Origin of the sequence: Pantoea sp. EEL5 (genome assembly GCF_049892805.1) — a bacterium.
Lineage (GTDB): Bacteria > Pseudomonadota > Gammaproteobacteria > Enterobacterales > Enterobacteriaceae > Pantoea > Pantoea ananatis.
The window spans coordinates 198,505-223,683 of the sequence record NZ_JBNDNJ010000007.1; the positions used below are offsets into that span (position 1 = coordinate 198,505).

The 25,179-nt window shown below is 53.8% G+C and carries 29 protein-coding genes; 21 read left to right on the plus strand and 8 right to left on the minus strand.

Translation table 11 applies throughout. The features are described from left to right. Window positions 1-115 precede the first annotated feature (115 nt). Together ACPXSQ_RS20725 and argD are read left to right on the plus strand one after the other, a co-directional pair. Window positions 116-691, plus strand: coding sequence for an aminodeoxychorismate synthase component II (locus ACPXSQ_RS20725; protein WP_014594773.1), 576 nt, complete (start codon window positions 116-118; stop codon window positions 689-691). 88 nt (window positions 692-779) lie between these two features. Next, window positions 780-2,000 (plus strand): bifunctional acetylornithine/succinyldiaminopimelate transaminase, encoded by a 1,221-nt coding sequence (argD, locus tag ACPXSQ_RS20730; RefSeq protein ID WP_013027494.1) that lies wholly within the window; start codon window positions 780-782, stop codon window positions 1,998-2,000. A 1-nt stretch (window position 2,001) separates the two neighbouring features. On the opposite strand, the gene ACPXSQ_RS20735 is transcribed toward argD, so the two are convergent. Together ACPXSQ_RS20735 and crp are read right to left on the minus strand one after the other, a co-directional pair. Beyond that, the gene (locus ACPXSQ_RS20735) at window positions 2,002-4,077 is read right to left on the minus strand and encodes a YccS/YhfK family putative transporter (RefSeq protein WP_014604862.1); all 2,076 of its coding nucleotides are present in this window, start codon (window positions 4,075-4,077) and stop codon (window positions 2,002-2,004) included. A 58-nt stretch (window positions 4,078-4,135) separates the two neighbouring features. After that, window positions 4,136-4,768: a cAMP-activated global transcriptional regulator CRP gene (gene crp / locus ACPXSQ_RS20740; RefSeq protein WP_000242758.1), complete on the minus strand. Its 633-nt coding sequence runs from the start codon at window positions 4,766-4,768 to the stop codon at window positions 4,136-4,138. 303 nt (window positions 4,769-5,071) lie between these two features. Between crp and ACPXSQ_RS20745 the strand changes: the two genes are divergently transcribed. Continuing rightward, window positions 5,072-5,476, plus strand: a complete 405-nt coding sequence (locus tag ACPXSQ_RS20745) for an OsmC family protein (protein WP_013027492.1) — start codon at window positions 5,072-5,074, stop codon at window positions 5,474-5,476. Window positions 5,477-5,505: 29 nt separating this feature from the next. Here the strand turns inward: ACPXSQ_RS20745 and ACPXSQ_RS20750 are convergent, their stop codons facing one another. The 3 genes from ACPXSQ_RS20750 to ACPXSQ_RS20760 form a co-directional block, all read right to left on the minus strand. Then, on the minus strand, window positions 5,506-6,375 hold the full coding sequence (locus ACPXSQ_RS20750; RefSeq protein WP_013027491.1) for a phosphoribulokinase: 870 nt from the start codon (window positions 6,373-6,375) through the stop codon (window positions 5,506-5,508). A 61-nt stretch (window positions 6,376-6,436) separates the two neighbouring features. Next, the gene (locus tag ACPXSQ_RS20755; protein ID WP_013027490.1) at window positions 6,437-6,655 is read right to left on the minus strand and encodes a YheU family protein; all 219 of its coding nucleotides are present in this window, start codon (window positions 6,653-6,655) and stop codon (window positions 6,437-6,439) included. 4 nt (window positions 6,656-6,659) lie between these two features. Beyond that, the gene (locus tag ACPXSQ_RS20760) at window positions 6,660-7,676 is read right to left on the minus strand and encodes a hydrolase (RefSeq protein ID WP_019106455.1); all 1,017 of its coding nucleotides are present in this window, start codon (window positions 7,674-7,676) and stop codon (window positions 6,660-6,662) included. 54 nt (window positions 7,677-7,730) lie between these two features. Between ACPXSQ_RS20760 and ACPXSQ_RS20765 the strand changes: the two genes are divergently transcribed. Beyond that, a complete protein-coding gene (locus ACPXSQ_RS20765; RefSeq protein ID WP_014604863.1) occupies window positions 7,731-8,333 on the plus strand; it encodes a LysE family translocator in 603 nt (200 codons plus the stop codon). A 2-nt stretch (window positions 8,334-8,335) separates the two neighbouring features. Here the strand turns inward: ACPXSQ_RS20765 and ACPXSQ_RS20770 are convergent, their stop codons facing one another. Beyond that, window positions 8,336-9,316 carry a LacI family DNA-binding transcriptional regulator gene (locus tag ACPXSQ_RS20770; RefSeq protein ID WP_014604864.1) on the minus strand — a complete coding sequence of 327 codons (981 nt, stop codon included), beginning with the start codon at window positions 9,314-9,316 and terminating at the stop codon, window positions 8,336-8,338. A 221-nt stretch (window positions 9,317-9,537) separates the two neighbouring features. On the opposite strand from ACPXSQ_RS20770, the gene tauA reads away from it, so the two are divergent. From tauA to tauD, 4 genes are read left to right on the plus strand one after another with little or no spacing between them, the layout of a single operon-like run. Further along, complete coding sequence (tauA, locus tag ACPXSQ_RS20775; protein ID WP_426144280.1) at window positions 9,538-10,527, plus strand: taurine ABC transporter substrate-binding protein; 990 nt, start codon at window positions 9,538-9,540, stop codon at window positions 10,525-10,527. Window positions 10,528-10,537: 10 nt separating this feature from the next. After that, window positions 10,538-11,305: a taurine ABC transporter ATP-binding subunit gene (gene tauB, locus ACPXSQ_RS20780; protein ID WP_014604865.1), complete on the plus strand. Its 768-nt coding sequence runs from the start codon at window positions 10,538-10,540 to the stop codon at window positions 11,303-11,305. Beyond that, window positions 11,302-12,132 carry a taurine ABC transporter permease TauC gene (tauC, locus tag ACPXSQ_RS20785; RefSeq protein WP_426144281.1) on the plus strand — a complete coding sequence of 277 codons (831 nt, stop codon included), beginning with the start codon at window positions 11,302-11,304 and terminating at the stop codon, window positions 12,130-12,132. The genes tauB and tauC overlap by 4 nt, the downstream gene beginning before the upstream one ends. Next, window positions 12,129-12,968, plus strand: coding sequence for a taurine dioxygenase (gene tauD / locus ACPXSQ_RS20790; protein ID WP_426144283.1), 840 nt, complete (start codon window positions 12,129-12,131; stop codon window positions 12,966-12,968). The genes tauC and tauD overlap by 4 nt, the downstream gene beginning before the upstream one ends. Window positions 12,969-13,033: 65 nt before the next feature. Here tauD and ACPXSQ_RS20795 read toward each other — a convergent pair whose 3' ends face one another. Further along, a complete protein-coding gene (locus tag ACPXSQ_RS20795) occupies window positions 13,034-14,938 on the minus strand; it encodes an ABC transporter ATP-binding protein (protein ID WP_014604867.1) in 1,905 nt (634 codons plus the stop codon). Between the two features lie 111 nt (window positions 14,939-15,049). Here ACPXSQ_RS20795 and kefG point away from each other — a divergent pair, with 111 nt between their 5' ends. The 4 genes from kefG to slyD all read left to right on the plus strand — a co-directional run bounded on the left by kefG (window position 15,050) and on the right by slyD (window position 18,382). Continuing rightward, window positions 15,050-15,601, plus strand: a complete 552-nt coding sequence (gene kefG, locus ACPXSQ_RS20800; protein WP_013027481.1) for a glutathione-regulated potassium-efflux system ancillary protein KefG — start codon at window positions 15,050-15,052, stop codon at window positions 15,599-15,601. Further along, window positions 15,602-17,407, plus strand: coding sequence for a glutathione-regulated potassium-efflux system protein KefB (kefB, locus tag ACPXSQ_RS20805; protein ID WP_013027480.1), 1,806 nt, complete (start codon window positions 15,602-15,604; stop codon window positions 17,405-17,407). Between the two features lie 23 nt (window positions 17,408-17,430). After that, window positions 17,431-17,625 (plus strand): YheV family putative zinc ribbon protein, encoded by a 195-nt coding sequence (locus ACPXSQ_RS20810; RefSeq protein WP_426144285.1) that lies wholly within the window; start codon window positions 17,431-17,433, stop codon window positions 17,623-17,625. Window positions 17,626-17,821: 196 nt separating this feature from the next. Then, entirely contained in the window at window positions 17,822-18,382 is a 561-nt protein-coding gene (gene slyD, locus ACPXSQ_RS20815) for a peptidylprolyl isomerase (RefSeq protein WP_014604868.1), read from the plus strand. Window positions 18,383-18,466: 84 nt separating this feature from the next. On the opposite strand, the gene ACPXSQ_RS20820 is transcribed toward slyD, so the two are convergent. Beyond that, on the minus strand, window positions 18,467-18,685 hold the full coding sequence (locus ACPXSQ_RS20820; protein ID WP_013027478.1) for a protein SlyX: 219 nt from the start codon (window positions 18,683-18,685) through the stop codon (window positions 18,467-18,469). Window positions 18,686-18,955: 270 nt separating this feature from the next. Here ACPXSQ_RS20820 and fkpA point away from each other — a divergent pair, with 270 nt between their 5' ends. The 9 genes from fkpA to ACPXSQ_RS20865 form a co-directional block, all read left to right on the plus strand. Then, entirely contained in the window at window positions 18,956-19,792 is an 837-nt protein-coding gene (fkpA, locus tag ACPXSQ_RS20825) for an FKBP-type peptidyl-prolyl cis-trans isomerase (protein ID WP_426144287.1), read from the plus strand. Window positions 19,793-19,951: 159 nt separating this feature from the next. Beyond that, window positions 19,952-20,674: a helix-turn-helix transcriptional regulator gene (locus ACPXSQ_RS20830; RefSeq protein WP_014604869.1), complete on the plus strand. Its 723-nt coding sequence runs from the start codon at window positions 19,952-19,954 to the stop codon at window positions 20,672-20,674. Beyond that, window positions 20,674-21,060 carry a sulfurtransferase complex subunit TusD gene (tusD, locus tag ACPXSQ_RS20835; RefSeq protein ID WP_105088823.1) on the plus strand — a complete coding sequence of 129 codons (387 nt, stop codon included), beginning with the start codon at window positions 20,674-20,676 and terminating at the stop codon, window positions 21,058-21,060. Before ACPXSQ_RS20830 ends, tusD begins: the two co-directional genes overlap by 1 nt. Continuing rightward, window positions 21,060-21,419: a sulfurtransferase complex subunit TusC gene (tusC, locus tag ACPXSQ_RS20840; protein WP_015699398.1), complete on the plus strand. Its 360-nt coding sequence runs from the start codon at window positions 21,060-21,062 to the stop codon at window positions 21,417-21,419. The genes tusD and tusC overlap by 1 nt, the downstream gene beginning before the upstream one ends. Window positions 21,420-21,428: 9 nt before the next feature. Further along, window positions 21,429-21,716, plus strand: a complete 288-nt coding sequence (gene tusB, locus ACPXSQ_RS20845) for a sulfurtransferase complex subunit TusB (protein ID WP_013027473.1) — start codon at window positions 21,429-21,431, stop codon at window positions 21,714-21,716. A 128-nt stretch (window positions 21,717-21,844) separates the two neighbouring features. Further along, a complete protein-coding gene (rpsL, locus tag ACPXSQ_RS20850) occupies window positions 21,845-22,219 on the plus strand; it encodes a 30S ribosomal protein S12 (RefSeq protein ID WP_006120575.1) in 375 nt (124 codons plus the stop codon). 96 nt (window positions 22,220-22,315) lie between these two features. Beyond that, window positions 22,316-22,786: a 30S ribosomal protein S7 gene (gene rpsG / locus ACPXSQ_RS20855; protein WP_006120576.1), complete on the plus strand. Its 471-nt coding sequence runs from the start codon at window positions 22,316-22,318 to the stop codon at window positions 22,784-22,786. 93 nt (window positions 22,787-22,879) lie between these two features. Then, a complete protein-coding gene (fusA, locus tag ACPXSQ_RS20860) occupies window positions 22,880-24,994 on the plus strand; it encodes an elongation factor G (RefSeq protein ID WP_013027472.1) in 2,115 nt (704 codons plus the stop codon). 68 nt (window positions 24,995-25,062) lie between these two features. After that, window positions 25,063-25,179 (plus strand): GTP-binding protein (locus tag ACPXSQ_RS20865; RefSeq protein ID WP_250341462.1); only part of this gene is annotated, 117 nt, incomplete at its 3' end.

A 25,179-nucleotide genomic window follows, 5' to 3' on the forward strand; every position in this document is an offset into this window, starting at 1 on the left:
ATCCTGCATCCCCACATCACACTCATCCTGAACAGCATGATAGGATAGCGCTCTGGTCATCACTCTGGATGCTGAACGCTCCGCGCATCCCTCCGGTCTGCCTGAAATCACAATCATGTTGCTGCTTATTGATAACTACGACTCGTTTACCTGGAACCTCTACCAGTATTTTTGCCAACTGGGTGCTCAGGTTCGGGTAGTAAGAAATGATGCTATTACCCTTGATGAGATGCGCACGCTGCCGCTGACTCATTTGGTGATTTCTCCCGGCCCCTGCACGCCCGATCAGAGCGGTATTTCATTGCAGGCCATCCGCCATTACGCTGGCCGTCTTCCTGTACTGGGCGTTTGCCTGGGCCATCAGGCGATAGCCCAGGTTTTTGGGGCGCAGATCGTCCGCGCTCGCGAGGTAATGCATGGTAAAACCTCGGCGGTGCAGCACAATGGTTGCGGCGTCTTCCGCGGTCTGAATCAGCCGTTGACCGTTACGCGCTACCATTCACTTATTGTCAAAACGGAAACCTTACCTGATGAGTTCGAGGTGACCGCATGGAGCCTGCGTAACGGCCAGCCGGATGAGATTATGGGGATTCGCCATAAAACGCTCGCACTGGAAGGCGTGCAGTTTCATCCAGAGAGCATCCTCAGTGAACAGGGACACCAGCTGTTGGCTAATTTCCTGCACCAGTAAAGTTGTGTTTGCCTTTAAGTGATTTTTTATGCATATTTCATGATTATTATTTCATCGTGACTCAACGAATCAGTTAATGAGGTTGTCAATGACAGCGGAAAATATGGCAGTAACGCGTGAGACGTTCGATCAGGTCATTTTGCCTGTTTATGCACCTGCTCAGTTTGTACCGGTAAAAGGCAAAGGAAGCCGCGTCTGGGATCAACAGGGTAAAGAATATATCGACTTCTCTGGCGGCATTGCCGTGACCGCTCTGGGCCATTGCCACCCGGCGCTGGTTGAGACCCTGAAGAAACAGGGCGAAACCTTATGGCATACCAGCAATGTGTTTACCAATGAACCTGCGCTGCGTCTGGCCAGTAAACTGATCAACGCCACGTTTGCGGAACGGGTCTTTTTTGCTAATTCGGGGGCAGAGGCCAATGAGGCCGCGTTTAAGTTGGCTCGCTACTATGCCTGTAAACGTCACAGCCCGTTCAAAAGCAAAATCATTGCCTTTCACAACGCCTTTCACGGCCGGACGCTGTTCACCGTAACGGTGGGCGGTCAGCCCAAGTACTCCGACGGTTTTGGCCCGAAACCCGCCGATATCGTTCATGTGCCGTTCAACGATCTGGACGCGGTTAAGGCGGTGATTGACGATCACACTTGCGCCATTGTGGTGGAGCCGATTCAGGGTGAAGGCGGTGTGATGCCTGCAACACCAGCGTTTATGCAGGGGTTACGTGAACTGTGCGACAAACACCAGGCGCTGCTGGTACTGGATGAGGTGCAAAGCGGCATGGGGCGCAGCGGTAAGTTGTTTGCCTATGAGCACTACGGCGTGACGCCCGATATTCTGACCTCGGCGAAGGCGCTGGGTGGCGGTTTTCCGGTAAGCGCCATGCTGACCACCAATGAGGTAGCCTCAACCATGGCGCCTGGCGTGCATGGCACGACTTATGGCGGCAATCCGCTGGCATGCGCGATCGCAGAAACCGCGTTAGATATTATCAATACGCCAGCTGTACTGAATGGGGTAGAAATCCGCCGCCAGCAGTTTGTTGAGGCGCTCAAGGCTATTGATGCGCGTCACGACCTGTTCAGTGATATCCGTGGTAAAGGCCTGCTGATTGGTGCAGCCCTGAAGCCGCAGCATGCGGGCAAGGCGCGCGATATTCTGAATGCGTCAGCTGCGGAAGGCGTCATGGTGCTGGTGGCCGGAACAGATGTGATGCGCTTCGCACCGTCGCTGATTATCGAGCCTGCCGATATCGAAGAGGGCATGGCTCGCTTTGCCCGTGCGGTAGAGAAAGTGCTGTCTGCCTGAGTTATTTGCGGCGCAGACTGCGCAACAGCCAGCGGCCATGATGAGGCCGCTGGTTCCAGGCCAGAGAAGAGATCGTGTGCATGACTTTCAGATGCTCCAGGATGCGCCTGACGTGCTGCTCCAGTACCGTGACCGGCCCCTCATTTATATCTTCCACGCCCTGTAGCAGATCCGTCTGCGAACTTTCCCCATCATATTCCAGCCTTTGCTGACACCGTTGCAGGGCGATCTCGCACCATTGCAGGTAGTGCTCAGCCAGCGTGGGCGGCAGCATGGTATGTTCACGTGCCAGAATGGTCATGGCGTTAATGTGCTCCACGATAAACTGGCAGTGCGTGACCCATAAGCGCATATCCTGCAGGTAGCGTGAATTAAATCCCGGCTCCTGCATGGCCTGATTCAGGGAGTTGAATACGGCGTTATGCGCCTGGTTGACCTTAACCCGCTGGTAAGCCAGCGCATCGGGTGACTGCTCCGGGCCCAGCAACATTCGCAGGGCATCCTGACAGGCCTCCAGCGCATCATGGGCATTCTGGCGCAGCAGGGCACTTTGCCACTGCGGCCACAGCCATAACATGCCCCCAAAGGCGATCAGGCAGCCCATCAGCGTATCCAGCAGGCGGGGCAGTAAAAACTGTGCCCCGTTAAGGGAGAGCAGTTGCAGCGTATAAACGGCCGTAACCGTAAATCCCACTATTGACCAGCCGTAAAACTGGCGGGTAAAACGGTAGCTGATAAAGGTAATCACCAGCATGATGCTCAGCACCAGCGGTTCAGGCACATCCAGGCGTAGCGACGCCGCCGCGATAGCCAGTCCGGCAAAGGTTCCCAGGGCCCGGTGCTGAATACGTACGCGGGTTGCGCTGTAGTTGCTCTGGCTGACAAACATGATGGTCATCAAAATCCAGTAGGGCTTAGGAATCGAAAAGAACACGGCCAGGGCGCTGCCCAGCATCAGCATGACGGAAAAACGCCCGGCCGTTCGCAGTGCGGAAGACCGCAGCGACAGATAGCTCCGCAACGCGGGCAGCAGCGGTAAACGACGCTGGCGATCGGCCATCAGGTCGCGTTGATAAAGCGGCTTTTGGGTTCGAAGCACCCGGGCGATACGGCTGAAATGATAGAGACAGAAGTTACCCACTGGATTGTCCGGATGCTGAAGGGCGATTTTCTCCAGCGCACCTAACTGCTTGTCCATATCGAAACGACCAGAGAGTTGGTGATACAGAATATCGTCGGCCAGCGCGCGCAGCCGGGCTGAAATCGTTCTGGCGTTCCAGCGGATGACGGCTTCAGCATGGCTTTGCTCAACCAGTTTCTGGACCTCTTCCGGCTGATGCAGGCTGACGGAGATATGCTCCTGCAGATCCAGTGCTACCTGAAACGCCCGGGTCAGGCGTTTGTGGCTGTGATCGCGACTCGCAGACAGCATATGCATTTGCTGATAGCAGGTGTTGATCAGATCGATCGCTTTTTGCTGACGCGCCAGCAGGGGCGGCAGGGCTTTTTCCGGATCGGTCAGCTGCGTCAATAAGCTGTACTTGGCGTCACAGTAATTTGCCAGCTCACGGTAGATCAGGCTCAGGCTTTCGCGCATCGGCTGCTCTTTCCACAGCCAGAACCAAAACCAGTTGAACAGGCCATACCAGAGCGTTCCACCGATATAGAGCAGGGGCGGAACGTAAATGGGCATACGGCCAATCAGGCTGAGGGTAAAAATTGCCGCGATTAACGTGCCGGGCAGCAGTCGGGCGTGCAGCGGACTGATCTCTCCGGTGACGCCAAGCAGCAAAGGCAGGGCAAACAGGATGAGCGGCAGCGGCACGTCTTTAAGCAGCAGCCACTGCATCAGTAAACTGCCAAGGGCAAACAGGCTGCCGCCGATGATCAGGCGTTTAAAGAAGCGTTTGTGGGGCGTGTCCAGACCGGCAATGTTGCAGCAGGCGGGAACCAATGAGAACAGCAATCCTTTTTGCAGATCGCCGAACAGCCAGCCGAGCGCTACGGGAAGGCACAACACCAGCGTCTGGCGCAGCGCATAGTTAACTTCGGGGTGATAGATTATTCTTCGCCACATCGGCTCAACACAAGACATTCACGGCATAATGTCGCCATCACGCCGTGAACAGTCAGGCTTAGCGTGTGCCGTAAACAACGATGGTTTTGCCGTGTGCGGAGATCAGGTTCTGATCTTCCAGCATCTTCAAGATACGGCCCACGGTTTCACGTGAACAACCAACGATTTGGCCAATTTCCTGACGAGTAATTTTAATTTGCATGCCGTCAGGATGCGTCATGGCATCTGGCTGTTTAGCCAGATTAAGCAACGTTTGTGCAATGCGTCCGGTCACATCCAGGAAAGCGAGATTTCCCACTTTTTCTGACGTCACCTGCAGACGGCGAGCCATCTGAGAAGAAAGGCGCATCAAAATATCCGGGTTAACCTGAATGAGCTGACGGAATTTCTTGTAGGAAATCTCTGCCACTTCGCACGCAGTTTTCGCACGTACCCAGGCGCTGCGCTCCTGACCTTCTTCAAACAGGCCAAGCTCACCAATAAAATCGCCTTGATTCAGATAAGAAAGAATCATCTCTTTGCCTTCTTCATCCTTAATCAGTACCGCGACGGAACCTTTCACGATGTAGTAAAGCGTTTCGGCTTTTTCACCTTGGTGAATCAGCGTACTTTTGGATGGATACTTGTGAATATGGCAATGGGACAGGAACCATTCAAGTGTAGGGTCTGTTTGCGGTTTGCCGAGAACCATTCGCTATTATCCTCTATTGTAATCGTGCCCAAAATACAGGGCTCAGTTTCCCTGCCAGGCGATGAAAGCGTTAAGCGTGTTTCCATTCAGGAAATTATTCGGGCTGCATTTGCGCAGAGCGCATCATTCTTCCCGGCTTCGTCTTCGGATGACGAAAAATATTTTCAGCACTGTTTGTAGCACAGCTTTCGCCGACTGTCTTGTGTTGTCTCGCTTCAGCAATAAGGCTGATTTCTCCGGATTGCTGTTTACCAGGCAAAAGCGTACTCTGACGCAAAAACAGGGCATTCTGGGGGCCAGATTATGCAGGCAAGAGTCAAATGGGTTGAAGGGTTAACATTCCTCGGCGAGTCTTCGTCCGGACATCAGGTCTTAATGGACGGCAATTCCGGCGATAAAGCGCCCAGCCCTATGGAAATGGTGCTGATGGCGGCCGGCGGATGCAGCGCCATTGATGTGGTATCAATTTTGCAAAAAGGTCGCAACGATGTGGCTGATTGCGAAGTAAAACTCGAATCAGAACGCCGGGAAGAAGCGCCTCGCATCTTTACCCGCATCAACCTGCATTTTATCGTCAGTGGAAAAGCACTTTCAGATAAAGCCGTGGCGCGTGCGGTCGACCTTTCAGCTGAGAAGTATTGCTCGGTTGCCATTATGTTAGGCAAAGGGGTGGAAATTACCCACAGTTACGAAGTTATCGAGCTGTAATTATTCAGAGGCCAGCGCGGCCTCTGATTTTATTCAATGCGTTTGCCTTCCATGAGCCGTTTTACCAGCGGTGCCATAATTAATTCCATCGCCAGCCCCATTTTCCCGCCAGGTACAACCAGCGTGTTGATATTGGAAATAAACGATCCCTGCAGCATGGCCAGTAGGTAGGGAAAATCAATATCTTCCAGCCCCTGAAAGTGGATGACGACAAAACTTTCATCCAGTGAAGGAATGGTGCGTGCCGCAAAGGGGTTAGAGGTGTCGACGGTTGGAACCCGCTGAAAGTTAATATGGGTGCGTGAGAACTGCGGCGTAATGAAATTGATGTAATCTTCCATTGAGCGCACCACCGAATCCATTACGGCTTCACGCGAATGACCGCGTTCACCGGTATCGCGTACCAGCTTCTGAATCCACTCCAGGTTAACGATGGGGACGACGCCGACCAGTAAATCCACTTTTTCAGCGACGTTGTGCTGAGCCGTCACGACGCCGCCGTGCAGTCCTTCATAAAACAGCACGTCCGTATCCGGTGGCAGCGGCTGCCACGGGGTAAAGGTACCTGGTACCTGATTCCAGGGCACCGCTTCGTCGTAGGTATGCAGGTATTTACGTGACTGGCCCTTGCCCTGATCACCGTATTCAACAAAGGTCTGCTCCAGCAGACCGAAATCATTCGCCTCCGGGCCAAAGTAGCTGATATGGCGACCCAGATCGCGCGCCTTACGGATAGCCATATCCATTTCAGGCCGGGTAAATCGGTGGAAACTGTCCCCTTCCAGCTCGGCCGCGTGCAAATTGAGTTGCTGAAAAATTTTACGGAATGCGAGGCTGGTGGTAGTGGTTCCGGCACCGCTGGAACCTGTTACCGCGATAATCGGATGACGTGCCGACATAGTGAAACTCCCTGTGAAATCAGGCGATGAGCATTGTTAGCACGATTTTTCGTTCTGTGCATCAGCCACGGAACTCACTTTTGCGCATGATGTTGACCGATTCGTGAAGCTCAGACCAGACCAGCACGACTTCACCTTGCTGCAGCTGGCGTCGCACATTGGCGACTTTTTCGGTCAGGCTGAGTTCCTGTTCGCCGTAGTCGGTACCTTCGCGCAGAACAAAGGCTTCAATAACGTTTTCAAGGGTTTCGGGAGAAACCTGTTGCCAGGGAATAATCACAGGGTTAGCTATCCAGATAAGGGGAAATCCACTGCGGCACGCGCTGTTCCAGCCACAATTCAGGCTGACGCAGGGTACCACTCACAAATCCAACATGACCACCGTGTGTTGTCAGCTGATAGGTAATAGTGGCAGATAACTGGTCATTCTGCGGGATCACCTCATTGCTCATAAAGGGGTCATCTTTTGCATGGATAATCAGCAACGGTTTTGTCACCGATCTCAGCCACGGCAGGGCGCTGGCTCGGCGATAATAGTCCGTGGCGTCGGCAAAGCCATGCGCCCGGGCCGTGATGGCGTCGTCAAAATCACGCAGGCGACGCAGGGCATTCAGCTGACTGAGATTGACCGGTAAGGTGTCGGGCCATGCGTGCAGCTTGCGCCTGGCATTCTTTTTAAGCTGGCTCAGCAGGTAACGCTGATAAATTTGGGAAAACCCACGTTCCAGTCGGGCGCTACAGGGTTCAAGCATCAAGGGTGCCGAAACGATAACGCCGGCATCCAGCGCAACGTCACTGCCCTGTTGGCCCAGCAGGCAACCCAGCATATTCCCGCCCAGCGAAAACCCCACAGCTGCAGTAGGAACCTGTCCCCAGCGGGCCTTCAGCCAGGTCAGGAAAAAGCGTGCATCTTCCGTCTCGCCGGAGTGGTAAATCCGGTTTAGCCTGTTCGGCTCGCCGCTACAGCCGCGAAAATGCATCACTACGGCCAGCCAGCCACGTTGCCTGCAGACTTTCATCAGGCCATGGATGTAGGGACTGTGGAAGCTTCCTTCCAGACCATGAAACAGCACCACGCGTGGTTTATGCGCGGCAAACTGTGGATCTTCACTCCAGGCCAGATCGACAAAATCACCATCGGGTAAATCCAGCCGCTGCCAGTGAGGCGTTAACGCTAGAGTACGGCGGAACAGGCGCGGCAGTATGGTTTGCACATGCGGATTGGTCAGGCCGCGCATGGGGCTGAACGCCGCGCCGTCCGGGCCCGAAAATTTCATGTTGTAAAGGCTTGTCTGTTCCATATCACACTGTTAGCTTCGATAAGTTTTCACATAATGGAGGGAGAACCCGGATTAATGGAACTCAGTCTTTTTTTATCAATGTTAGGGTTTCTCTGGGTCGCGGCGATTACACCCGGACCTAATAATATGTTACTCACCGCCTCGGGCGCCAACTTTGGCTTTTTCCGAACCCTTCCGTTAATGGTCGGCATCATGATTGGTATGCAACTGATGCTACTGATGGTGGCGTTTGGCGTAGGGGGATTGATCCTGCTCTATCCCTCACTGCACCTTATCCTGAAAGTTGCCGGGAGCCTCTATCTTCTGTGGCTGGCATGGAAAATTGCGACCGCCGCATACGAAAAGCTGGAGACCGATGCGGCACCGGTCGCGCCCATGCCTTTCTGGCAGGGAGGATTGTTGCAGTTGATCAATCCCAAAGCCTGGTTAATGGCCCTGGGGGCGATAGCCAGCTTTAGCCTGGCCGGTGCCGGATATCGCCACTCTGTCCTGTTAATCAGCGTAGGGATGGTGATGGTCAATCTGGTCGCGGGCATCATCTGGATGGGGTTTGGCGCGATGATTGGCCGTGTTTTACGCAGTCCGCGCGCGTGGAAGATATTTAACCTCAGTATGGGGCTGTTAACCGCAGCCTGCGTACTGCTCATCTGGCGCTGACGTTAACTGGAGGCGCGTTCCAGGCGCTTCCAGGGCAGCACCTCCCTGACAACCGGCGCATGGGGCTGACGGATTTTTTTCAGCAGCAACTGTACGCTGCGGGCGCCCAGCTCATTCATCGGTTGCTCTATGGTGGTCAAAGGCGGATTCAGGCTGCCGGTAAAGGGAATACCGTCAAACCCGACCACAGCCAAATCCTCGGGCACGCGCAAGCCTGCTTCCAGCGCCGCATGCACGACGCCGACCGCCAGTACATCGGACACGGCAAAGACCGCGTCTGGTCGCTCGGGTGAGTGCAACATCTCCCGTAAAGCCCGACTGCCTTCTTCACAGGAAATATCCGCAGTATAGACGACCTTAGACCAGCCCAAATCCGTTTGCTCAATGGCCTGGCGATAACCCTGCTCACGATACTGGGAATACAGATAACGCATGTCACCGTTGACCAGTGCAATGCGTTGGCGGCCTCTGGCAGCAAGGTAATGTACGGTATCGCGCGCAGCCTCAAGATGATCGATGGAGACCGAGGATGCCGCAATCTGGGGATCAAACTCTGAGCACTGCACCCAGGGCGCATCTCCAATGATATCGATAAGGCTTTCCAGCCCGGCCGCCGCGTCCATGGTAATGACGCCATCAACGACTTTGCCTGTGAGCAGCGTCAGGTAAGCGGCTTCGCGTTTAAACTGCGAGGCGGAATTACACAACAGGATATGGTAGCCATGCATTTCGGCTTCCGCTTCAATGCCTTGCACCACCCTGGAACAAAAGGGGTTGGTGATATCTGAAATCAGCACCAGCAGCATATGGCTTTGTGAGGTACGCAACTGACGCGCTAACAGGTTTGGCTGATAGCCGCTGGTTGAAATGGCATCCAGCACTTTCTGGCGCGTATCCGCTTTCACACCTGGATGAGCGTTAAGCACGCGGGATACCGTGGCTTTAGACACGCCAGCTAACAGGGCAACTTTGTCGATCGACATCGAACTCGCAGGCCTCACCGGGAGCAAATAATAGCGCATATCAATAGCACACCCAGCATGTGAGCGCCTGACAAATTTATGGCTTTTTGTCTGAATTTTAATTTGCATATAACGGCAATCTATTGCAGATGATGATCTAAGAATTTCTTTCTATTAGGGATAACTTTTAATTCCTTTGTGAAATTAATCCTGCCAGCAACACTGCCCACATCATAAAAGTGATGGGGAAAATCATGTTAAAAGGGCAGTCAACCATTTTGGCTACTGTGCTGGCACTGCTGGCGTTTCAGGCCGGCGCGGTCGACGTGACGGTGGCGTATCAAACCTCTGCCGAACCGGCCAAGGTGGCGCAGGCAGATAACACTTTTGCTAAAGAGAGTGGCGCAACGGTAGCCTGGCGCAAATTCGACAGTGGGGCGGGCGTATTGCGCGCCCTGGCATCCGGAGATGTGCAGATAGGCAATATTGGGTCCAGTCCGCTAGCGATTGCAGCGACGCAGCAACTCCCGATAGAAGCGTTTTTGCTCGCCTCTCAGTTGGGGAATTCAGAAGCGCTTGTTGTCAGGAAAACCATCGCCAGCCCTCAGGATCTGATTGGCAAACGCATCGCCGTCCCCTTTATCTCCACCACGCACTACAGCCTGCTTGCTGCCTTGAAGCACTGGGGAATTAAACCCTCCCAGGTCCAACTGGTGAACCTGCAGCCGCCCGCTATTGTGGCCGCCTGGCAGCGGGGCGATATCGACGGCGCGTACGTTTGGGCACCGGCGGTCAATGCACTGGAAAAGGACGGCAAGGTCCTGACAGACTCTTCTCAGGTTGGCCGCTGGGGATCGCCTACGCTGGATGTCTGGGTCGTGCGTAAAGACTTCGCACAGCAGCATCCTGATATTGTTACCGCCTTTGCCCGCAGCGCCCTTGAGGCGCAGAAAGCCTATCTGGATGACCCGGAAAAGTGGCTGAAACAGGCTGACAACCTCAGCAAGCTTTCGCGTTTAAGCGGCGTGCCAGAGCAAGCGGTTCCGGAACTGGTAAAAGGCAATACCTACCTTACGGCCGCGCAGCAGGTTAAACAGCTGGATCAGCCGGTGAACAAGGCCATTGTGGATACGGCGCAGTTTCTGAAAGCGCAGGGAAAAGTGCCGCAGGCTGGCAGTGATTACAGCCGTTATGTCACCAGCCGCTTTGTTGCCCCCTTGGCTAAACCCTGAGGAGAACGCCATGTTACGTATCGCTCACCTGAACGCGAGTTATGGCGGCCAGCCTGTGTTGCAGGACATCACGTTACAGCTTGATAAAAAAGCGTTGATGGTCGTGCTGGGGCCGTCAGGCTGTGGCAAAACAACCCTGCTTAACCTGATCGCCGGATTTTTACCGGTTGAGTCCGGCACGGTTTCCCTGGACGGTGAGCCTGTGCGCGGGCCGGGCGCAGAGCGTGGCGTGGTGTTTCAGAACGAAGGCCTGCTGCCGTGGCGTAACGTGCTGGATAACGTGGCTTTCGGCTTGCAGATAGCCGGCATGGCGCGCCAGCAGCGTGAGGAGATTGCACGGGGCTTCATCAAAAGCGTCGGACTAGAAGGTGCGGAAAAACGCCCTATCTGGCAGCTGTCAGGAGGCCAGCGTCAGCGCGTCGGGATCGCCCGGGCGCTGGCGGCCAATCCACAACTGTTGCTGTTGGATGAGCCTTTCGGCGCACTTGACGCGTTTACGCGTGAGCAAATGCAAACCCTGTTATTAACCCTGTGGCGCAACAGCGGTAAGCAGATTCTGCTTATCACTCACGACATTGAAGAAGCCATCTTTCTGGCCAGCGAGCTGGTGCTGCTCTCTCCCGGGCCTGGGCGCGTGCAGGAAAAAATGACGCTTAATTTTGGTCAGCGTTTCGTGGAGGGCGAACCCTGCCGGAGCATTAAATCCGATCCTGATTTTATTGCCCAGCGGGAATATGTGTTGAGTCGGGTATTTGAACAGCGGGAGGCCTTTGTATGAGTGCGCTAATCAACGATGAGCCGACCACCGTGCGCCACCGTCGCCTGCGCTGGCCTTTTTCCACCTCGTTTACGCTGAGCACCCTGAGCCTGCTTGTGCTGCTGTTCGTCTGGTGGAGCGTGACCGCGCTGGGCCTCGTTGCACCGCTGTTTTTACCTTCGCCGCAGCAGGTAGTAAGTAAGCTGCTGCTGGTGGCTGGCCCGCAAGGATTTATGGACGCCACGCTGTGGCAGCATCTGTCGGCCAGTCTGACGCGGATGCTGATTGCCTTAACCGCGGCGGCGGCGATCGGCATCCCGGTGGGGATCGCGATGGGCATCAGCCCGGTCGTGCGTGCGTTGATCGATCCGCTGATTGAGCTGTACCGGCCCGTACCGCCGCTGGCGTATTTGCCGCTGATGGTGATCTGGTTTGGTATTGGCGAGACCTCGAAAATCCTGTTGATTTATCTGGCTATATTCGCCCCGGTGGTGCTGTCGACGGTGGCGGGCGTGCGTCATGCTCAGCAGGTTCGTCTGCGTGCGGCGGCCTCGTTGGGAGCGACCCGCTGGCAACAGCTGCGTTGGGTTATTTTGCCTGGCGCCCTGCCGGAGATACTGACCGGGTTACGGATTGGTCTGGGCGTGGGATGGTCAACGCTGGTGGCTGCCGAGTTAATCGCGGCAACCCGAGGCTTGGGTTTTATGGTGCAGTCGGCGGGCGAGTTTCTTGCTACGGATGTGGTGCTGGCAGGGATCGCGGTCATTGCCGTGATTGCGTTTGGTTTAGAGCTGAGTCTGCGTGCGCTGCAACGCCGGTTAACGCCCTGGAATGGAGAGCAAAAATGAACGAAAAGTTAGCCATCAAGCCGCTGGGGCCTTTTATCGGTGCCCAGGTCGGCAACCTTGATGTATCACGTCCCCTCAGCGACGCGCAGTTTGAACAGCTTTATCATGCGCTGCTGCGTCACCAGGTGCTGTTCCTGCGCGAACAGGTCATTACGCCCGAGCAGCATCGCGCACTGGCGATTCGCTTTGGCGATCTCCATATTCATCCGGTTTACCCTCATGCCGAGGGCGTGGAAGAGATCATCGTTCTGGACACGCACCAGGATAATCCGCCGGATAATGACAACTGGCATACCGATGTGACCTTTATTCAAACGCCGCCCGCCGTGGCGTTACTTGCGTCTAAAGTGCTGCCTGAGTCTGGGGGCGATACGTTGTGGACCAGCGGCATTGCCGCTTACGAGGCGCTGTCTGCGCCTTTTAAGACATTACTGGCTGAGTTACGTGCAGAGCATGACTTTACCAAGGCGTTTCCTCAATATAAGCATCGCAAGACGGAAGAGGCGCATCGGCAGTGGCAGCAGGCTGTGGCGAAAAATCCCCCCGTTTATCATCCGGTGATCCGCACCCATCCCGTGAGTGGCAAGAAGGCCCTGTTTGTCAACGAGGGGTTTACGACGCGGATTATGGATATCAGTCAGAAAGAGAGCGACGCGCTACTGGGCTTTTTGTTTGCCCACGTGACCCGGCCCGAGTTTCAGGTGCGCTGGCGCTGGCAGCCAAACGATCTGGCTATCTGGGACAACCGGGTGACACAGCACTATGCGAATGCGGACTATTATCCGGCGAGGCGAGTGATGCAGCGGGCGACGGTGCTAGGTGACCGGCCTTATTGATCCGCACCCGGCGCTGGAGCCGGTGCGGAGGAGTAAGGCAAGAGCAAGAAACATCACCGCCTTTATCAGGCGGTGAGCATGGCTTCCAGTTTTTCCTGTGCATCCAGCCAGGCCATCTCCACCTCTTCCAGGGCCGATTTACTCTCGGCCTGTTTTTGTAGCGCGGCGCTGAGATCGGCCTTACGGCTTTGCTCATAGAGGGCGCTATCTGAGAGCAGGGCTTCGGCGTCGGCGAGCTGGCTTTGCCATTTTGCCATCTGCTTTTCCAGCTTCTCAATTTCTTTACGCAGCGGCTGGGTCTGCGTGCGCAGCTCCGCTTCACGGCGCTTCTGGTCCTTGCGCGCCTGAGCGCTGTTGCCGGAATCCTGCCTGGGTGCCGCATCCTGCTGAGACTGCTGTTTTTGCAGGTCGCTCAGCCACTGCTGATAGTCTTCCAGATCGCCGGGAAACACATCTACGCTGCCATCGTGAACCAGATAGAGATCGTCCGTGGTGGCACGTAACAGATGACGATCGTGCGAAACCACTACTAACGCGCCTTCGAAATCGATAAGCGCTTCGGTGAGTGCCTGGCGCATATCCAGATCCAGATGGTTGGTTGGCTCATCCAGCAGCAGCAGGTTAGGGCGCTGCCAGACAATCAGCGCCAGCACCAGGCGCGCCTTTTCTCCACCGGAGAAACGCGCTGTTATCTCTGTGACTTTATCACCCTGAAAACCAAAACCGCCGAGATAGTCACGTAACTGCTGCTCCAGCACTTTCGGCGCGATACGGGACAGGTGCTGTAAAGGGGACTCGTCGGCGCGCAGGAACTCCAGCTGATGCTGGGCGAAGTAACCCAGCTTGATGCCTTTTGCCAGCCCAATCTCACCCTCTTTGGCACTGAGCTCACCGGCCAGCAGCTTAATCAGGGTCGATTTACCGGCGCCGTTGCGCCCCAGCAGGCCAATACGTGAGCCGGGCACCAGGTTAAGCTTAATGGCATCAAGAATGATGCGATCGCCATAGCCTGCGGTGACTTTTTCCATTTTCAGCAGCGGATTCGGCAGGCTCTCCGGTGCACGAAAGCTGAAGCTGAAGGGGTTATCCACGTGCGCTGGCGCAATCAGCTCCATGCGCTCCAGCATCTTAATGCGGCTTTGGGCCTGCTTCGCCTTGGTTGCCTGAGCACGGAAGCGATCAATATATTTCTGCAGATGCGCCACTTTTTCCTGCTGGCTCTGATATAACGCCTGCTGCTGGGCCAGTTTGGCGCCGCGCTGGCGTTCGAAGGAGCTGTAGTTCCCGGTGTACTCCATCATCGTCTGCTGCTCGATGTGGATAATTTTATCCACCACGGGATCGAGAAAATCGCGATCGTGCGAGATCAGGATCAGCGTACCTTCATAGCTTTTCAGCCAGCGCTCCAGCCAGATAACCGCATCCAGATCGAGGTGATTGGTCGGTTCATCCAGCAGCAACAAATCTGAGCGGCACAGTAACGCCTGAGCCAGGTTTAGCCGCATGCGCCAGCCGCCCGAAAAGTCGCTTACCGGGCGCTGAAGCTGCTCCTGACTAAATCCCAGTCCATGCAGCAGGCTCGAGGCGCGTGACTGGATGGTCCAGGCCTGAATGGTATCGAGCTTTCCGTGTACCAAAGCAATGGCATTTCCGTCATTTCTGATGTTCGCCTCTGCCAGTTCTGCCTCAAGCTGGCGGTATTCACGATCGCCATCGATCACATAGTCAAGGGCGGCCTGGCTCAGGGCAGGGGTTTCCTGATTCACCCAGGCCAGTGACCAGTTGCCGGGAAAGGTGAATGAGCCAGCATCGCTGCTGATCTCGCCTTTCAGCAACGACAGCAGCGTGGATTTTCCACAGCCGTTTTTACCCACCAGTCCGACTTTTTGGCCGGGATTGATGGTGGCGGTCGCGTTATCGAGCAGAACGCGAATACCGCGGCGAATTTGTAGGGCAGAGAAGACAATCATAAGCGCCGTATCGTCAGAATATGTTAATTTACCTGCAACATAATTGGGTTTTTGTTGCGTTGTGCATGGTAGCGGAAATCTGCACCAATGACGACGCTTTGGAGGGAAAGGATGTCGCAGCCACCTAAGATTTTGCTGCTTTTTGCTCATCCTGAAGCACAGGATTCAAAGGCAAATCGCATTTTGCTGGAGGCGGCAGAGAAAACAGAACATGTCACCGTTCACGATCTCTATGCTGCCTACCCGGATTTTTTTATTGATGTCTACCACGAGCAACAGCTGCTGCGTGAGCATGATGTGATTATTTTTCAACATCCGCTTTACACCTACAGCTGCCCGGCGCTGTTAAAAGAGTGGCTGGATCGCGTGCTGTCGCGCGGCTTTGCCAACGGCGTGGATGGTAATGCGCTCGAAGGCAAATACTGGCGCAGTATTGTGACCACCGGTGAGCCAGAGTCCGCCTTTCAGCGCCAGGGGCTAAATCGCTACGCCATGAATGACATTTTACGTCCCTTCGAGCTGACGGCGCAGATGTGCCGCATGCACTGGATGCCGCCGATGATTATTTACTGGGCTCGCCGTCAGGATCCCGATTTACTGAAAAACTATGCCCGCGCGTACAGCGACTGGCTGGCAGCACCGCTGCCAAATGGAGGGTTATAAATGGAAGGACAAACGCTACTGACCGCGGGGGTAATCTATCTCGTTGCGGCGGTGCTGATCGTACCGGTAGCGGCGCGTCTCGGTATTGGCGCGGTTTTAGGGTACTTGCTGGCCGGTATTGCTATCGGGCCATGGGGACTAGGGTTTATTAGCGACGTCGATGAGATTCTGCACTTTTCTGAGCTGGGCGTCGTGTTTCTGATGTTTATCATCGGGCTGGAGCTTAATCCGGCAAAGCTTTGGGCGCTGCGCCGTTCTATTTTTGGTATCGGTGCGGCGCAGGTGATTTTTTCAGCGGCCATTCTCGGCGTATTGCTGTGGCTGACTAAATTTGACTGGCGAGCGGCGGTTATTGGCGGCATTGGTCTGGCAATGTCATCCACGGCGATGGCGCTCCAGCTGATGCGCGACAAGGGAATGAATCGCAGTGAAGCCGGGCAGTTAGGCTTTTCAGTACTGCTGTTCCAGGATCTGGCCGTCATTCCAGCTCTGGCGTTGATTCCGCTGCTGGCAGGCAATGACAGCGGCAGTATCGACTGGATGAAAGTGGGCATGAAGGTGCTGGCCTTCGCTGGCATGTTAGTGGGTGGCCGTTATTTGCTGCGCCCCATTTTTCGTTATATCGCGGCATCGGGCGTACGCGAGGTGTTTACCGCTGCTTCACTGCTGCTGGTATTAGGATCGGCGCTGTTTATGGATGCGCTGGGATTGTCCATGGCGCTGGGGACATTTATCGCCGGCATTCTGTTGGCGGAAAGTGAATACCGGCATGAGCTGGAAGTGGCGATTGAGCCGTTTAAAGGTTTGCTGCTGGGGCTGTTTTTTATCTCAGTTGGCATGGCGCTGAATCTTGGCGTGCTCTATACCCATATTATCGCGATTTTGCTGGGCGTACTGGCGCTGGTGGCGGTAAAAATCCTGGTTTTATACGTACTGGCGCGTATTTATGGTCTGCGCAGCTCGGAGCGCCAGCAGTTTGCCGGTGTACTGAGTCAGGGCGGTGAGTTTGCCTTCGTCCTGTTTTCAGCCGCGTCATCCGCCAAACTGTTTTCGGGCGATCAACTTCCGCTTCTGCTGGTAACCGTGACGCTGTCCATGATGACGACGCCACTGTTGATGCAAGGCATTGACCGTCTGTTAGCACGTCGTTTCAATGAAATCGACGAAGATGCTGAAAAGCCGTTCGTTGAAGACGATCAGCCGCAGGTTATTGTGGTGGGCTTTGGTCGTTTTGGTCAGGTCGTTGGCCGCTTGCTGATGGCGAACAATAAACGTATCACGGTACTGGAGCGCGATATCAGCGCGGTGAGCCTGATGCGTAAATATGGCTACAAGGTTTATTATGGCGATGCCACCGAGCTGGAGCTACTGCGTGCAGCCGGGGCGGCCAGTGCGCAATCCATTGTGATTACCTGCAGTAATCCGGAAGATGCCATGACGATTGTCCATCTCTGCCAGCAGCATTTTCCGCATCTGCACATCATGGCGCGTGCTCGCGGCCGCGTAGAAGCCCACGAGCTACTTCAGGCGGGCGTTACGCAGTTCTCGCGTGAAACCTTTTCCAGTGCGCTGGAACTGGGGCGTAAAACATTGATGTCGTTGGGTATGCATCCGCATCAGGCGCACCGCGCGCAGCAGCATTTCCGTCGGCTGGATATGCGCATGTTACGGGAACTGATGCCCGCCCATTCCGACAATGCACAGATTTCTCGTGCGCGTGAAGCCCGTCGGGAACTTGAAGATATCTTCCAGCGTGAAATGCAGCATGAACGGCGTCAGATCCATGACTGGGACGACGATCAGTAATCAGAGAAGGCAGGTAGAGCATCATGCGTAAACGTTTTATTGCCGGTGCGGTTTGTCCGCACTGCCAGGAAAAAGACACGCTGGCCATGTGGCGTGAAAACAATGTCGATGTGGTTGAGTGTGTGAAGTGCGGCCATCAAATGCGCGAAGCGGATAAACAGGTACGCGATCAGGTTCGCAGCAATGAGCAGGTGATCGGAATTTTCCATCCCGAGTAGCGAAATGGCCCAGCTTTTTTTAAGCTTAACCACACAGCGGGATTGAATTCCGTTACAATTGACGCCATTAACGCTGTGGTCGCAAGAGAAAAAGATAACCTCTTGTACTCAGCCCCGAACCTTTCTGGTTGGTGTTATTGCACGCAAGAATAGACCAATGAGACGGGATCTTTGTTCTCAACGGTTAGGAGATATCATGAAAGTAGCAAAAGACCTGGTGGTAAGCCTGGCCTATCAGGTACGTACAGAAGACGGTGTGTTGGTTGACGAGTCACCGGTGAGTGCACCGTTAGACTATCTGCACGGTCATGGTTCCCTGATTTCTGGTCTGGAAAACGCGCTGGAAAACCACGTAGCGGGCGATAAGTTTGAGGTGCACATTCCTGCAAACGACGCTTACGGTCAGTACGATGACAACCTGGTACAGCGCGTACCAAAAGACGTTTTTATGGGCGTTGATGAATTACAGGTTGGTATGCGTTTCCTGGCAGAAACCGATCAGGGCCCAGTACCGGTTGAAATCACCGAAGTTGAAGACGAGCATGTTGTGGTTGACGGTAACCACATGCTGGCAGGTCAGAACCTGAACTTCAATGTTGAGGTGGTTGCGATTCGTGAAGCCACACCGGAAGAGCTGGCCCATGGCCACGTTCACGGTGCCGATGGTCATCATCACGATCATGACCACGATCACGATCACGGCCATGACCACGGTCAGGGTGGTTGCGGTACCGGTGGTTGCGGTTGCAGCCACTAAGTTCAAATCTGCATGTCAAGGCCACCTCCGGGTGGCCTTACTTTTTTCTGCCTGTCGCGGTGCGCGCGTCGATAACCGCCTGAATCAGTAATGAGGCGGTGGCGTTTCTTCAGAAGGATCGGCAATCATCGATGGCGCGCTGGCTTTGAACTTCTCAAGCAGCAGGCGCATATGTTCGCGCATCTTACTCATTTCAAGTTCATGCTGGACCACGGTATTGTTCAGTTGATCGATGGTCATCTCCTGAAAAGCCAGTTTACTTTCAAGCGTTTCAATACGTTGTTCCCACTCTGACTGTTGCATGACCTGTTCTCCTGTTAAGGTGCTACTCAGCGCGCAATTCTAATGGCTGACGTTGCAGAATTGCCCTATTTTTTATCTTTAATTTAGTGTTTAGCTTGAAAATGGCCCAGATGGCATCATCTCTGGTGAAACTTCCTGATGCAAAAAAGGTCGGAAGTAGACCAGGATAATTACGCTGTGGGAGTGTTCGCCACTGCCACGTAAAGTTATAGTGTGGGCCCGCAGTCCGCAATGATTCCCGAGGTGTCAGGCTTCGGTTTTGGAGAAAGGATGAAATCACTGTTCAAAGTCACATTGTTAGCTACCACCATGGCCGTTGCGCTAAATGCTCCGCTGGCAATGGCCGCAGAAACTGCAGCGGTACCGGCTGCTGCTGATGCACCTCAGACTGCTCCCCAGGCTCCAAAAAACGCTGCCTTCAAAAACGAAGATCAGCAATCTGCATATGCATTAGGTGCATCGCTGGGCCGTTACATGGACAACTCTCTGAAAGAACAAGAGAAGCTGGGCATCAAACTGGACAAACAGCAGCTGATTGCCGGTGTTCAGGATGCATTCGGTGGCAAGAGCAAACTGTCTGACGAAGAAATCGAGCAAACACTGCAGGCGTTTGAAGTGCGTGTGAAAGGCGCGGCTTCAGCCAAGATGGAAAAAGACGCGAAAGAAAACGCTGAGAAAGGGGAAGCTTACAGCGCTAAGTTTGCCAAAGAGAGCGGCGTGAAGAAAACTGACAGCGGTCTGCTTTACAAAGTAGAGAAAGAAGGCACCGGTGATGCGCCGAAAGACAGCGATACCGTGGTCGTCAACTATAAAGGTACGCTGATTGACGGTACTGAGTTCGACAACTCTTACACGCGCGGTGAGCCTCTGTCATTCCGTCTTGATGGCGTGATCCCGGGCTGGACCGAAGGCCTGAAGCACGTTAAGAAAGGCGGTAAGATCAAGCTGGTCATTCCACCGAACCTTGCTTACGGTAAAAACGGCGTTCCGGGTATTCCGGCTAACTCCACCCTGGTGTTTGATGTTGAACTGCTTGATATCAAACCTGCTCCGAAAGCGGATGAAAAAACGCAGGCCCCTGCTGCTGACGCGAAGAAATCGCAGTAATCTGTCTACCGCCACCTTCGGGTGGCGGTTTCTGTTTATGACAAACCTCTGGCATAAGCCCGCGACATTTGCCAGACTATCGCCTGCATAACTATCCCAATATTGAGTCTGCCCGTAAGCCGCTGAGACAGGCTCCAGCCATGTAGGGTGATGTCTTCAATGTCTAATCCATTCAATCCCGGTGAACTGAGCGACTTCGATCTTCTGGAGCAGCATCCGTTCGAGCAAACTGATTACGATATTCTAAAGTCGTATGAGGCCGTCGTAGATGGCCTTGCCATGTTGATTGGCTCGCATTGCGAAATCGTCCTTCACTCACTGGAGGATTTGAACTGTTCGGCCGTGCGCATTGCTAACGGCGAGCACACAGGGCGTAAAGTGGGATCGCCCATTACGGATTTAGCACTGCGCATGCTGCATGATATGCAGGGTGCAGACAGCAATGTTTCCCGTGCCTACTTTACCCGCGCGAAAAGCGGTGTGCTGATGAAGTCAGTGACCATCGCGATTCGTAACCGACAGCAGCGGGTGATTGGGCTGCTGTGTATCAATATGAACCTTGATGTTCCGTTTTCGCAGATTATGTCGACATTTCTTCCGCCTGAGATGCATCAGGTTGACTCTAACGTCAACTTCGCCAGTTCGGTAGACGACCTGGTGATGCAAACGCTGGAATTTACTATTGAAGAGGTGAGCGCCGATCGCAACGTCTCTAATAATGCCAAGAATCGTCAAATCGTATTGAATTTGTATGAGAAAGGTATTTTTGACATCAAGGACGCGATTAATCAGGTGGCGGACCGCTTAAATATTTCTAAACACACCGTGTATCTGTACATCCGTCAGTTTAAAAATGGCGACTTTCAGGGGCAGGATCGCTAATGCGCTATGCGCTGTTAGTGACGGGACCGGCTTATGGCACGCAGCAGGCGACCAGCGCCTTGCTGTTTGCCAACGCGTTGCTGGTAGCCGGCCATCAACTGGAAAGCGTGTTCTTTTACCGCGAAGGGGTGCTGAATGCGAATCAGCTGACGGCACCGGCCAGTGATGAGTTTGATCTGGTAAGGGCATGGCAGACACTCAGTCAGACTCAGGGCGTCGCGCTGAATATCTGCGTTGCGGCGGCGTTACGCCGGGGCGTGACCGACCAGCACGAAGCGTCACGGCTGGCGCTGCCCGGCGCTAATCTTCAACCCGGCTTTACGCTGGCGGGGTTAGGCGCGCTGGCGGAAGCTCTGCTGCGTTGCGAACGTATGGTGCAGTTTTAATGAATCGTGTTGCATTTGTTTTTACCCGTGCGCCGCATGGTAGCAGCGCGGGGCGCGAAGGACTGGATGCTGCGCTGGCCACCGGCGCGTTAAGCGACGATATTGGCCTGTTTTTTATCGGCGATGGCGTGCTCCAGCTCTGCAGCGGGCAACAGCCAGAAAGCATTCACGCCCGTCATTATGCCGCGACCTTTGGTGTGCTGGCGCTGTACGATATTGAGCAATGTTACCTGTGTCGGGACGCGTTACGGGATCGCGGTTTAGCGGAACGTGCGCCGCGCATGTTGGATGCTGAGATTTTAGATGCGCCGTTGCTGCGTCAAAAACTCGCGAGCTATGACCGTATTGTGACTTTTTAAGAGCGTGTAATGCTGCATACTTTATTTCATTCTCCGGCCTACAGTGATATCGATTCGCTGTCTTTGCTCCTCAGCCCGGACGACGACCTGTTATTGCTGCAGGACGGCGTGCTGGCTGCGATGCAGGGCAGTAAGGCGTTGGAAAAACTGAGCGCCAGTGGGGTAAACGTGTGGGCGTTGGAAGCGGACCTGAATGCACGCGGGCTGGGTGAGCAAATTTCCCCCATTGTGCAGCCAGTAGACTATACTTTCTTCGTTGCGTTAACGGTAAAACATCGACAACAAATGGCCTGGTAATTCGTTAACCCCCTGGTTATTTCTTGACACCCTTTTGACACAGCCCTAAAATTCTGCCTCCTCGTAATTCTACGAGGTGATTTATTACGTGTTTACGAAGCAAAAAGCTAAATCCCAGGAGCTATTTAATGGCAACAGTTAACCAGCTGGTTCGCAAACCACGCGTCCGCAAAGTTGCAAAGAGCAACGTGCCGGCGCTGGAAGCTTGCCCGCAGAAACGTGGTGTTTGTACTCGTGTGTACACCACCACTCCTAAAAAACCAAACTCAGCACTGCGTAAAGTTTGCCGTGTGCGTTTGACTAACGGTTTTGAAGTTACCTCCTACATCGGCGGTGAAGGTCATAACCTGCAGGAACACTCCGTGATCCTGATCCGTGGCGGTCGTGTTAAAGACCTGCCAGGTGTGCGTTACCACACCGTTCGTGGCGCGCTGGACTGCTCAGGTGTTAAAGACCGTAAGCAGTCACGCTCCAAGTACGGCGTGAAGAAGCCAAAGGCTTAATGGTTCTCCGTTAAGTAAGGCCAAACGTTTTAACTTAAATGTCAAACTAAACTCGTAGAGTTTTGGACAATCCTGAATTAACAACGGAGTATTTCCATGCCACGTCGTCGCGTCATTGGTCAGCGTAAAATTCTGCCGGATCCTAAGTTCGGATCAGAGCTGCTGGCTAAATTTGTAAACATCCTGATGGTAGATGGTAAAAAATCTACTGCTGAATCTATCGTCTATACCGCGCTTGAGACCCTGGCTCAACGTGCTGGTAAAGATGGCCTGGAAGCGTTCGAGGTTGCTCTCGAAAACGTACGTCCGACTGTCGAAGTTAAGTCACGTCGCGTTGGTGGTTCAACCTACCAGGTTCCAGTTGAAGTCCGTCCGGTTCGTCGTAATGCCCTGGCAATGCGTTGGATCGTAGAAGCTGCTCGTAAACGCGGTGATAAATCTATGGCTTTACGCCTGGCGAACGAACTTTCTGATGCTGCAGAAAACAAAGGTACTGCAGTGAAGAAACGTGAAGACGTTCACCGTATGGCTGAAGCCAACAAGGCGTTCGCTCACTACCGCTGGTAACAGCTGCGTAGGTGTTATTAACCCAGCGGGCGTCCCAGTGGCTTACCTGCTGGGCTTTATTAACTTAGAACGTCTAAGAATCAGAGGAATCAAATGGCTCGTAAAACACCCATTGAGCGCTACCGTAACATTGGTATCAGTGCGCACATCGACGCCGGTAAGACTACAACTACCGAACGTGTTCTGTTCTACACCGGTGTAAACCACAAAATCGGTGAAGTTCATGACGGCGCAGCAACCATGGACTGGATGGAGCAGGAGCAGGAACGTGGTATTACCATCACGTCAGCTGCGACCACCTGCTACTGGTCTGGTATGGCTAAGCAGTTTGAACCACACCACGTAAACATCATCGACACCCCGGGACACGTTGACTTCACCATCGAAGTTGAGCGTTCTATGCGTGTGCTTGATGGCGCAGTTATGGTTTACTGTGCAGTTGGTGGTGTTCAGCCACAGTCTGAAACCGTATGGCGCCAGGCTAACAAATATAAAGTTCCACGCATCGCGTTCGTTAACAAAATGGACCGTATGGGTGCTAACTTCCTGAAAGTTGTTGACCAGATGAAAGCGCGTCTGGGTGCAAACCCAGTCCCACTTCAGCTGGCTATCGGCGCAGAAGACAGCTTCACCGGTGTTGTTGACCTGGTGAAAATGAAAGCGATCAACTGGAACGATGAAGACCAGGGCGTGACCTTCGTTTACGAAGACATTCCAGCCAACATGCAGGAACTGGCTGAAGAATGGCGTGCGAAACTGGTTGAAGCCGCAGCTGAAGGTTCTGACGAGCTGATGGAGAAATTCTTCGGCGGTGAAGAGCTGACAGAAGAAGAGATCAAAACTTCTCTGCGTAAGCGCGTTCTGAAAAACGAAATCATCCTGGTGACCTGTGGTTCTGCATTTAAGAACAAAGGTGTTCAGGCGATGCTGGATGCGGTTGTTGAATACCTGCCAGCACCGACTGACGTTACCGCGATCAACGGTATCCTGGACGACGGTAAAGACACACCGGCTGAGCGTCATTCCGATGACAAAGAGCCGTTTGCTGCTCTGGCGTTTAAAATCGCTACCGACCCGTTTGTAGGTAACCTGACCTTCTTCCGCGTTTACTCTGGTGTAGTTAACACGGGTGATACCGTATTCAACCCGGTTAAGTCAAACCGTGAGCGTCTGGGCCGTATCGTTCAGATGCACGCCAACAAGCGTGAAGAAATCAAAGAAGTTCGTGCGGGCGATATCGCAGCAGCGATCGGCCTGAAGGACGTGACGACAGGTGACACCCTGTGTGACCCAGATAACGTCATCATCCTTGAGCGCATGGAATTCCCAGAGCCGGTAATTTCTATCGCCGTTGAGCCGAAAACCAAAGCTGACCAGGAAAAAATGGGTCTGGCTCTGGGTCGTCTGGCGAAAGAAGACCCGTCATTCCGCGTATGGACTGACGAAGAGTCTAACCAGACTATCATCGCTGGTATGGGTGAACTTCACCTCGATATCATCGTTGACCGTATGAAGCGTGAATTCAACGTTGAAGCGAACGTGGGTAAACCACAGGTTGCTTACCGTGAAGCCATTCGCTCTAAAGTCACCGGTATCGAAGGTAAACACGCCAAGCAGTCTGGTGGTCGTGGTCAGTACGGTCATGTTGTTATCGACATGTACCCACTGGAGCCGGGCGTTAACCCGAAAGGTTACGAATTTGTCAACGATATCAAAGGTGGTGTAATTCCTGGTGAATTCATCCCGGCCGTTGATAAAGGTATCCAGGAGCAGTTGAAATCAGGCCCACTGGCAGGTTATCCGGTTGTGGATCTGGGTGTTCGTCTGCACTTCGGTTCTTACCATGACGTTGACTCCTCTGAACTGGCGTTTAAACTGGCCGCGTCTATTGCCTTTAAAGATGGCTTTAAGAAAGCGCAGCCTGTTCTGCTTGAGCCTATCATGAAGGTTGAAGTTGAAACCCCAGAAGAGAACACCGGTGACGTAATCGGTGACCTTAGCCGTCGTCGTGGTATGCTCAAAGGGCAAGAATCTAACGCTACTGGCGTTCAGATCCACGCTGAAGTTCCGCTGTCTGAAATGTTCGGATATGCAACTCAGCTGCGCTCTCTGACCAAAGGTCGTGCTTCGTACTCCATGGAGTTCCTGAAGTATGACGACGCACCGAGCAACGTTGCGCAGGCCGTTATTGAAGCTCGTAGCAAATAAGCTACGGTTTAAATTTGAACTGATGCCTTCATCCAGAGTGATGAAGGCATAACGTAAGGAATATCGCCATGGCGAAAGAGCAATTTCAACGTAACAAACTGCACGTAAACGTGGGAACCATCGGTCACGTTGACCACGGTAAAACCACCCTGACTGCAGCGATCACCACCGTTCTGGCTAAAACC